Source organism: Streptomyces ipomoeae 91-03 (assembly GCF_000317595.1).
Lineage (GTDB): Bacteria > Actinomycetota > Actinomycetes > Streptomycetales > Streptomycetaceae > Streptomyces > Streptomyces ipomoeae.
Genome location: NZ_AEJC01000282.1, coordinates 1 through 10144, shown reverse-complemented (window position 1 = coordinate 10144; position 10144 = coordinate 1). Strand labels below are relative to the sequence as shown.

Sequence of the window (10144 nt, the reverse complement as noted above, 5' to 3'; positions counted from 1 at the left end):
GACCCCCCCCACGCACCCGCGGGCGCCCCACCCAACCGCCGGAGGCACCCGGCACCCCGGCCCAACCGCCGGAGGCGTGGTCCCGTTTGTCAACCCCTACAGGGAAATGCCACTCGATCGCCGTGAAGCCCCCGAAATGCCACCGGCGCTTTGCCAGCATGCCCCCATGAACGAAGACGCCTTCCTGGAGAGTGCCGAGCAGTTCGTGCTGTACCTGGCCGAGCTTCAGGGCAGCCTCGACCCGGAGTCGTACGCGCTGCTGCTGCGCATCCTCAAGGGCACGAACGACGCGCTGTCCCACCGCAACGTCGACATCGACATCGACATCCAGCTCTCCCCACGCGAGCAGGAACTGTTCACCCCGGAATTCGGCCAGAAGTTACGCCGACTCCTCGACCACCTGAACCCCTACGCCCCCGGCACCCTGACCGAGTACGACCCCGTCACCAACCGTGACGAGAGTGAAGCCGAGCGCGAGTACCTCCGCCGAGAGGTGGAAGGAATCGCCAGGGCAAGCGGCCTGATGTCCTGAGCATCGAAGGGGCGCAGCCAAAACATCACACCGGGATGAAATCCACCCCCACCGGTGTTGGTCCCTTCCGGACCAGCAGCACACCCAGGTACGACCCAGCAGCACAACAGGGCCGACATCGGGACGACATCGGGACGACACCGGGACGACCGGGACGACCGGGACGACAAGGAGGGCACCGCGTGGCCGCGCGACAGGGGGAGGAAGCCATAGGGGAGAAAGCCATGGAGGACAAGCCGAACACCGGCTGGGCCCGCCGGCTCGCCGGCTACGCCTGGCGGTACCCCAAGGACGTCCTCCTCGCCCTCGGCTCCTCCCTCGCCGGCATGGCCCTGATGGCCATCGTCCCCCTGATCACCAAGGTGATCATCGACGACGTCATCGGAGACAGGACCCGGGACATGGCCCCCTGGGCCGGCGCCCTCATCGCCGCCGCCCTCCTCGTCTACGTGTTCACCTACATCCGCCGCTACTACGGCGGTCGCCTCGCCCTCGACGTCCAGCACGACCTCCGCACGGAGATGTACGAGACGATCACCCGCCTCGACGGCCGCCGCCAGGACGAACTGTCGACAGGCCAGGTCGTGGGCCGAGCGACCAGCGACCTCCAGCTCATCCAGGGCCTGCTCTTCATGCTGCCGATGACGATCGGCAACTTCCTCCTCTTCCTGATCTCCCTCGTCGTGATGGCGTGGCTGTCGCTGCCCCTCACCCTCGTCGCCCTCGCCGTCGCCCCCGCCCTGTGGTGGATCGCGGAACGCAGCCGCACCAAGCTCCACCCCGCCACCTGGTACGCCCAGGCCCAGGCCGCCGCCGTCGCGGGCGTCGTCGACGGCGCGGTCAGCGGCGTACGCGTAGTGAAGGGCTTCGGACAAGAAGAACAAGAAACCGGCAAGCTCCGCGAGGTCGGCCGTCGTCTCTTCGCCGGCCGCCTCCGCACCATCCGCTTCAACGCCAAGTACACCCCCGCCCTCCAGGCCGTCCCCGCCCTCGGCCAGGTCGCGATGCTGGCCCTCGGTGGCTGGCTCGCCGTACGCGGTCACATCACGCTCGGCACGTTCGTCGCCTTCTCCACATATCTGGCCCAGCTCGTCGGCCCCGTCCGCATGCTCGCCATGGTCCTGACCGTCGGCCAGCAGGCGAGGGCCGGTACCGAGCGCGTCCTGGAGCTGATCGACACTGAGCCGACGCTCACCGACGGCACCAAGACCCTCCCGGCCGACGCACCCGCGACGGTCGAGTTCGACGACGTCCACTTCGGCTACGAGGACCCCTCCGGGGAGACGACCTCCGGGGAGACGACCTCCGGGGAGACGACCTCCGGAAAGACGACCCCCGTTCTCCAGGGCCTCTCCTTCGAGATCCGCCCCGGCGAGACCCTGGCCGTCGTCGGCACCTCAGGCTCCGGCAAGTCGACCGTCTCCCTCCTCCTCCCGCGCTTCTACGACGTCACCCGGGGCGCCGTCCTCGTCGGCGGCCACGACGTCCGCGAACTGACCTTCGACTCCCTCCGCGCCGCGATCGGCCTGGTCCCCGAGGACTCGTTCCTCTTCTCCGACACGGTCCGCGCCAACATCGCGTACGGCCACCCGGACGCGACGGACGAGCAGATCGAGAAGGCGGCCCGCGCCGCCCAGGCGGACCGTTTCATCCGGGACCTCCCCGACGGCTACGACACCAAGGTCGGCGAACACGGCCTGACCCTCTCCGGCGGCCAGCGCCAGCGCATCGCGCTCGCCCGAGCGCTCCTCACCGACCCCCGCCTGCTCGTCCTCGACGACGCGACCTCGGCGGTGGACGCCCGAGTCGAACATGAGATCCACGAGGCGCTGGCGCACGTCATGGCGGGCCGCACGACCCTCCTCATCGCCCACCGCCGCTCCACCCTCGGCCTCGCCGACCGCATCGCCGTCCTCGACCAGGGCCGCCTCGCCGACCTCGGCACCCACGAGGAGCTGGAGCGGCGCTCCGCCCTCTACCGCCGCCTCCTCACCGACCCCGACGAACTGGGCGGCGTGTCCCCCGGCCACGTCCCCCAGACCCTCCCCACCACCGAGGGCAACGCCAACGCCTGCCGCGACTCGCTACGGGACTCGATACGGGAGGAACTGGACGCCGAGTTCGACGCCGAGCGCGGCATCACCCCCCGCCTGTGGACCGGCGACCGCGAACCGCGGGACACCGCCTTCGACGGCACCCCGGCGACCCCCGAACTCCTCGCCCAGGTCGAGGCCCTGCCCCCGGCCACCGACACCCCCCGCGTCGACGAGGCCCGCGCGGTCGCGCCGGAGGACTCGTACGGCCTCAGGCGCCTCCTCCGTGGCTTCGGCCGGCCCCTCCTGCTCAGCCTGGCCCTGGTCGCCGTCGACGCGGGCATGGGTCTGCTGCTCCCGGTCCTGATCCGGTACGGCATCGACGAGGGCGTCTCCCAGGTGGCTCTGGGCGGCGTCTGGGCCGCGTCCGTGCTCGCCCTGCTCGCGGTCCTCGCCCAGTGGGCGGCCCAGATCGGCGAGATGCGCATGACCGGCCGTACCGGCGAACGCGTCCTCTACTCACTCCGTCTGAAGATCTTCGCCCAGCTCCAGCGTCTCGGACTCGACTACTACGAGCGGGAGCTGACGGGCCGGATCATGACCCGGATGACGACCGACGTCGACGCCCTGTCGACGTTCCTGCAGACGGGCCTGGTCACGGCCTTCGTCTCCGTCGTCACCTTCTTCGGCATCATGGTCGCCCTGGTCGTGATCGACCTCCAGCTCGCCCTCGTCGTCTTCGCGACCCTCCCCCCGCTGATCATCTGTACGGTCTTCTTCCGCCGGGCGAGCGTGAAGGCGTACGAACTGGCGCGTGAGCGGGTGTCCGGGGTCAACGCCGATCTCCAGGAGACGGTGTCGGGCCTGCGTATCGTCCAGGCCTTCCGGCGCGAGCGCGACGGCGGCGAGCGGTTCGCGGCGGGCAGCAGCAGCTACCGCGACGCCCGTGTCCACGGCCAGTGGCTGATCTCGGTCTACTTCCCGTTCGTGCAGTTCCTGTCGTCGGTGGCCGCGGCGGCGGTCCTGATCGTGGGCGCGCACCGGGTGGAGGCGGGCACCCTCACGACGGGCGCCCTGGTGGCGTACCTCCTCTACATCGACCTGTTCTTCGCCCCGGTCCAGCAGCTCTCCCAGGTCTTCGACGGCTACCAGCAGGCCACCGTCTCCCTGGGCCGCATCCAGGAACTCCTCCAGGAACCCACCTCCACCAAGTCGGCCGCCGAGCCGCTGGAGGTCCTGTCCCTGCGCGGCGACATCACCTTCGAGGACGTGGACTTCGCGTACGGGGCCGCCATCGAAGGGGAAGCGGCGCTGAGCGGGGTCTCGCTGGCCATCCCGGCGGGCCAGACGGTCGCCTTCGTCGGTGAGACGGGCGCGGGCAAGTCGACCCTCGTCAAACTGGTCGCCCGCTTCTACGACCCCACCGGCGGCCGGGTCACCGTCGACGGCACGGACCTGCGCGACCTCGACATCACGTCGTACCGTCACCGCCTGGGCGTCGTCCCGCAGGAGGCGTACCTCTTCCAGGGCACCATCAGGGACGCCATCGCGTACGGGCGCCCCGAGGCCACCGACGCCGAGGTGGAGGCCGCGGCCCGCGCGGTCGGCGCCCACGACATGATCGCCACCCTGGACGGCGGCTACCTCCACGAGGTCGCCGAGCGGGGCCGCAACCTCTCGGCGGGCCAACGCCAACTGATCGCCCTGGCCCGGGCGGAGCTGGTCGACCCCGACATCCTGCTCCTCGACGAGGCGACAGCGGCCCTGGACCTGGCCACGGAAGCCCAGGTCAACCAGGCGACCGACCGCCTGGCCGGCCGCCGTACGACCCTCGTCGTGGCCCACCGCCTCACCACCGCCGCCCGCGCCGACCGCGTCGTCGTCATGTCCCACGGCCGGGTCGCCGAGGACGGCACGCACGACGAACTCCTGGCCCGGGACGGCCGGTACGCGGAACTGTGGCGGACGTTCGTGGGCGAGCCGGTGCTCAAGCCGTAGAACCAACCCCCTGAGAAGCGTGTTGCTCCCCTCGGGCAACCTTTCGCCCCGCCCCATGCGTCCGTACATCAGTACGGACGCATGGCGGGAGGGGCAACAGTGGGCAGGGGTGGCTGGGGTGCGGCACGGCGGTCGATGGCGCTCGCGCTGGCCGTGCTGACGACGGCCGGGCTGCTGACCCTGGCCGGCCCGGGGGTGGGCAGCACGGCGGCGGCCCCGTCGTGCGCCGGCCGCAAGGTGCGGACCCTGACCTTCGACGCCGGGTCCGTACGGGTGTACCGCAAGGGCAGCCGGTATGTGTGCGCCGTGTTCGTGCCCAGGAAGGAGTCCCAGGCCCGTAAGGCGACCGTGCGGATACGGGCGTGGGGCGGGCGCTGGGCCAGGAACGAGAAGCACCCCGCGGGGCCCGTGACCGTGCACGCCGGCCGACGCGGCGTATGGATCAACGCACGGGTCGGTTCGCGGACGTACGACTCCGGCTGGATCCTCCGCTGAGCGGTGACCGGGCCGCCGCACGTCCGCCGTGTCCGACGCCGGGCCGGTGTTCCGCACAGGGTTTTCCCTATCTTCCTCATCTCCGCCTGGAACCAGTCCAGTTGGCCCCTTTCCTCCCTGGTGCCCCGGCAGCGGCTCCGATAGCTTCCGGCGCACAGCTGCTGCACAGGGGAGAGACGTATGCGCAAAACGCTCAGATGGGTGCTGTCGCTCGTGGTGCTCATAGGCACGTTGAGCACGGCGGGGGCGGCCAACGCCGCGGGATCGGACACCGTTGACATCAAGGACCGGCTGCTCGCGATACCGGGCATGAGCCTGATCGAGGAGAAGCCGTACCCGGGTTACCGCTTCTTCGTCCTCAACTACACCCAGCCGATCGACCACCGGCGCCCCTCCAAGGGCACGTTCGAGCAGCGGATCACCGTGCTGCACAAGGACACCAGCCGCCCGACGGTCTTCTACACCGGCGGCTACAACGTCTCCACGACCCCCAGCCGCCGCGAGCCCACCCAGATCGTGGACGGCAACCAGGTCTCCATGGAGTACCGCTTCTTCACACCGTCCCGCCCGGCCCCGGCCGACTGGTCCAAGCTGGACATCTGGCAGGCGGCCAGCGACCAGCACCGTATCTTCAAGGCGCTGAAGAAGATCTACGGCAAGAAGTGGATCTCGACCGGTGGGTCGAAGGGCGGCATGACCGCCACCTACTACGAGCGCTTCTACCCGCGCGACATGGACGGCGTCGTCGCGTACGTCGCCCCCAACGACGTGGTCAACAAGGAGGACTCGGCGTACGACCGGTTCTTCGCGAACGTCGGCACCAAGGAGTGCCGCGACCGGCTGAACTCGGTGCAGCGCGAGGCGCTGGTCCGCCGGGAGCCGCTGGAGAAGAAGTACGCGGAGTTCGCCGCCGCCGAGGGACTCACCTTCAACACCATCGGCAGCCTCGACAAGGCGTACGAGGCCGTCGTCCTCGACTACGTGTGGGGCTTCTGGCAGTACAGCCTGCTCGCCGACTGCGACACGATCCCGGCCGACGCCAAGAACGCCACGGACGACGAGATCTGGGCCTCCGTCGACTCGATCGCCGGCTTCTCCTCGTACGCCGACCAGGGCCTGGAGCCGTACACGCCGTACTACTACCAGGCCGGTACGCAGTTGGGCGCGCCGACGATCGTCTTCCCGCACATCGAGAAGAAGTACATCCGCTACGGCTACCAGCCGCCGCGGAACTTCGTCCCCCGGGACATCAAGATGAAGTTCCAGCCGTACGCCATGCGGGACGTCGACACCTGGGTCCGTCACAACGCCCACCACATGCTGTTCGTGTACGGCGAGAACGACCCGTGGGGCGCCGAGCCGTTCCACCTGGGCAAGGGCGCGCGTGACTCCTATGTCTTCACCGCCCCCGGCGCCAACCACGGCGCCCGCGTCGCCGGACTCGTCGACGCGGAGAAGGACCTGGCCACCGCCCGGATCCTCAAGTGGGCCGGCGTCGCCTCCACCTCGGTCCAGGCGGACCCGAGCAAGGCGAAGCCGCTGGCGAAGTTCGACTCCAAGCTCGACAAGCGGGACGTCGAGCGGGAGATGACGCTCAGGCCGTAACCGCCCTGAGCTGTAGGTGAGTCGAGCCCCGGTGCCGCCTTGACGCGGTGCCGGGGCTCGCTGCTACTCCGAGGCGTCGGTGGTGTCCAGGCTCATCCAGCCCACCTTCGTCGAGGGGGCGTAGACGATGCCGCCGGCCACGAGTGGCTCGATGGCCAGGCCGGCCTCCCAGCCGCTCTCGTCGTTCAGGTACGGGATGCTGTGCCGGTAGAGCTGCTTGCCGGTGTCCGCGTCGAAGACGGCGACACCCTGGGTGCTGACGGTGTAGACGCGGTCGCCCGCCTGGACCGGGGCGATCTCGGACACACCCGAGGTGGGCAGCTTCTTGCGCCACAGCTCCTTCCGCTTGATCGTGTCGAGGGCCACCAGCTCGCCGCTCGTCGTGGTGGGCGCGATGAACAGCACCCGGCCGGGGGTCACCGACAGTTCGGGCGCCGACAGACCGCTGCCGAGGATCGCGCCGGCCTGGGTGCGTGTGCCCTTGGCGCCCTTCACGAGCTCCTGGCGCAGGATGGAGCCGCCCATCGGCGCCTGCTCCTCGTCGACCCGCACGCAGTACAGATACCGGGTGCCGTCCTCCTCCAGCACGGCCTCCGTCGTGGGCGCACAGGGGTGGGACAGCTTGAAGCTGCCGACACGCCTGCCGCTGTTCTTGTCCAGGACGGTGACGAGGTCGTCGCCGAGGCTTTCGTTCGAGTCGTCGGTGAACAGATAGAGCCGGTCCCCCACGACGCGCATCGACGGACCGCTTCCCGTGGCCTCGCTCGGGTCCAGTGTTCCGTCCAGCCAGCTCTCCCCGCCCGTGCGCGCGTCGACGGAGTGCACGCTGCCGTCCTCGGTGGTCGCGTACACGCGCTCCCCGTCGCTCATGAGGTTCTGGGTGAGCTGCGCGGACGCATAGCGCCATTTGACGCTTCCGTCGGCGAGCGAGAAGCCGATGAGACGGTCGCCGTTGTCGACGACCACGGTGTCGCCGACGACGACCGGCACGTTGTGGCCGTACACCGAGGCCTCGTCGCTCTTCCACAGCTCCTTGCCGGTGGCGGCGTCGAGTCGGACCGTCCTGTCGCCGACGCAGACCAGGGACGCCTGGGCGTACACGCAGCTGCTGTCCAGGAGGTTGTACTGCCACCGCCGCCAGCCGTCCGGGCGCCGCTCCGGGCTGTCGTGGTACGCGTACGTGAACCCGGCGGTCCCGGACTCCGAGCTGAGGTACGCGGCCGACCCCTCCGGCTGGGTGACGGTACGCGTGCTCGCGGTCGGGCCGGGGCTGCCGCCGCCCGGGTCGGACCCCTTGCCGTCGTCGTCGCGGAAGCCGTACATCAGCCCGCCGGTGATCGTGGCCACCGCCATGACGGCCGCCGCGACGGTCAGCGCCTGACGGCGACGCCGGCGGCGGGGCGGGGGAGTGGGGACGGAACCCATGTCGGTGGTCACGGCACCCATGTCGGTGGACCCGGCGTCCGTGTCCGTGGCCGTGGACGCGGGGTCTGTGTCGGCGGACGACCTGCCCGCGGCGGTGGACGCCGTGCCGGCCTCCGGGGCCGCCGCCGACTCGGTGTCCGCCGATGCGGCCGATGCGGCCGAAGCAGCCGATGCGGCCGTCTCGGCCGGTGCCGTCGCCGGTGCCGGAGCCGGGGCGGCGGTCAGGACCGTCGGGGCCGAGGCGCTGAGCAGCCGCAGCAGCTCCGTGGCGTCCGGCCGTTCCTCCGGCTCCTTGGCCAGACAGCGCTCGACCGTGGGCCGCAGCCAGCCGGGCAGGCCGTCCAACTTCGGTGGCTCATGGACGAGTTGGTACACCATCGTGTACACGTCCGTCGCGTCGAAGGGCACATGGCCGCTCGCCGCGTAGGTCAGCACCGAGCCGAAGGAGAAGATGTCGCTGGCCGGTCCGACGTCCTTCTGGGCGCGGATCTGCTCCGGCGACATGAAGGGCGGGGTGCCGACCGTGACACCGGTGTCGGTGAGCCCGGGGGCGGTGAGCGCGCCGTCGTCGGCGGCGCGCACGATGCCGAAGTCGATGACCCGGGGGCCGTCGTCGGCGAGCAGTACGTTGCCCGGCTTGAGGTCCCGGTGCACGATCTCGACCCGGTGGATGTCCCGCAACGCCTCCGCGAGCCCGGTGGCGAGCCGGTACAGCTCCTCGTCCGTGAGCGCCGGCCCCTTGTTGACCCGCTCGTCCAACGGCTGCCCCGGCACGTACAGCGTGGCCATCCAGGGCGGGTCGGCGTCCGGGTCCGCGTCCACGACCGGCGCGGTGAACGCCCCGCTGACCTGCCGGGCGGCGGTGACCTCGCGGCGGAAACGGCTCCGGAAGTCGGGCTGGTGGACCAGATTGCCCCGGATCACCTTGACGGCGACCTGGCGGCCCGAGGGAGACGTACCGAGATAGACATGGCCCATGCCGCCGGACCCGAGGAGGGAGTCGATGCGGTAGCCGGGGATCTCCGGCAGCTCCTCCTTGCCCGAAGCGCCCTGAGAATCCTGGGCCATCGCTCCCCCACCGTCGTCGTACGGTCCGTAAGCGGATGATATCGATCCGGGATTACGGCGTACGGAGGGGTGTTCGATTCAGGCGGGTCGCCGGTGAATCGGAGGTCACACCGGCACCGCGCACCCCACCGGCTTGCTGCCCCCCAACTGCACATACAGATCCGTCGACGTCGGGCACTGCGACCTCTTCTCGACCGCCGCCGTCACCTCGTACTCGGGGTCGTGCCTGCCCTCGCCGTCACAGGCGGTCTCGCGGACCTCGCCGCGTCCGGCGCCGTAGACACAGTCGCCGACGATGGTGCGGGGGCCTCCGCCGCCGCCGGGGTCGCCGGGGTGCGGCGGCTGCAGTTTGCGCATACAGGCGTAGCCCTGGGCCACCGAGCCGTCGCCGTCCTCGTCCTCGCCGGCGGCGGGCCGGGACTCGCTGATGTGGAGGACGAAGTCGGTGGTGGCCGGGCACGGCGGTCCCTGCGTGACCCGGCCCTCGTGCCGCGCGAGGACCCGGGCCGCGGCGCGCTCCCCGACGCAGGGCACCTCCGTGAAGCTGGTCGTCCCGAACGAACTGCACTCGCCGACCGCGAGGAACACGGTCCCGTACCCGGACGGCCGGGTGGGCGCGGTGGTGGTCGTCCGCTCCTCGGGCTCTTCGCCCCCACCGCGCGACCAGCCCTGACACCCCGAGAGCAGCGCCCCGGCCGGCAGTACGACGGCGGACACGAGCACCCCCGCGAGCACACGTCGAACCCGGCGCACCCTTCGAACGCGACGCACCCCTCGCATGGCCACCCCCGATGCACCTCGGTCCAGCGTGACCGGACGACGAGGGCCACGCCAGACGAACCGTGCGCTTTGCGTCACTTGGGGGTGGTGCGCGAGGAGTGCGACGTAGCGCTCGTACGCCAGGACCGGTACCTCAAGACGCGTACGCGGGGGAGGGCACCGTGGCGCTGCGAGGGACCGCCACCGGCGCAGTCGGAGGGGGCGCGCC

The 10144-nt window shown here is 70.7% G+C and carries 6 protein-coding genes; 4 read left to right on the top strand and 2 right to left on the bottom strand.

All coding sequences use genetic code 11. From position 1 onward, the window contains the following. The first annotated feature begins 166 nt into the window (after positions 1 to 166). From STRIP9103_RS18555 to STRIP9103_RS18540, 4 genes are all read left to right on the top strand, one after another. Positions 167 to 532: a hypothetical protein gene (locus STRIP9103_RS18555; RefSeq protein WP_009314525.1), complete on the top strand. Its 366-nt coding sequence runs from the start codon at positions 167 to 169 to the stop codon at positions 530 to 532. A 224-nt stretch (positions 533 to 756) separates the two neighbouring features. Then, a complete protein-coding gene (locus STRIP9103_RS18550; RefSeq protein WP_048820526.1) occupies positions 757 to 4563 on the top strand; it encodes an ABC transporter ATP-binding protein in 3807 nt (1268 codons plus the stop codon). A 135-nt stretch (positions 4564 to 4698) separates the two neighbouring features. Next, a complete protein-coding gene (locus tag STRIP9103_RS18545) occupies positions 4699 to 5058 on the top strand; it encodes a hypothetical protein (protein ID WP_048820525.1) in 360 nt (119 codons plus the stop codon). A gap of 180 nt (positions 5059 to 5238) precedes the next feature. Then, positions 5239 to 6663, top strand: coding sequence for a S28 family serine protease (locus tag STRIP9103_RS18540; RefSeq protein WP_009314535.1), 1425 nt, complete (start codon positions 5239 to 5241; stop codon positions 6661 to 6663). Positions 6664 to 6726: 63 nt separating this feature from the next. Here STRIP9103_RS18540 and STRIP9103_RS18535 read toward each other — a convergent pair whose 3' ends face one another. Then, positions 6727 to 9156, bottom strand: a complete 2430-nt coding sequence (locus STRIP9103_RS18535) for a protein kinase domain-containing protein (protein WP_009314526.1) — start codon at positions 9154 to 9156, stop codon at positions 6727 to 6729. A 105-nt stretch (positions 9157 to 9261) separates the two neighbouring features. Continuing rightward, positions 9262 to 9873, bottom strand: coding sequence for a hypothetical protein (locus tag STRIP9103_RS18530; RefSeq protein WP_048820527.1), 612 nt, complete (start codon positions 9871 to 9873; stop codon positions 9262 to 9264). Positions 9874 to 10144 lie beyond the last annotated feature (271 nt).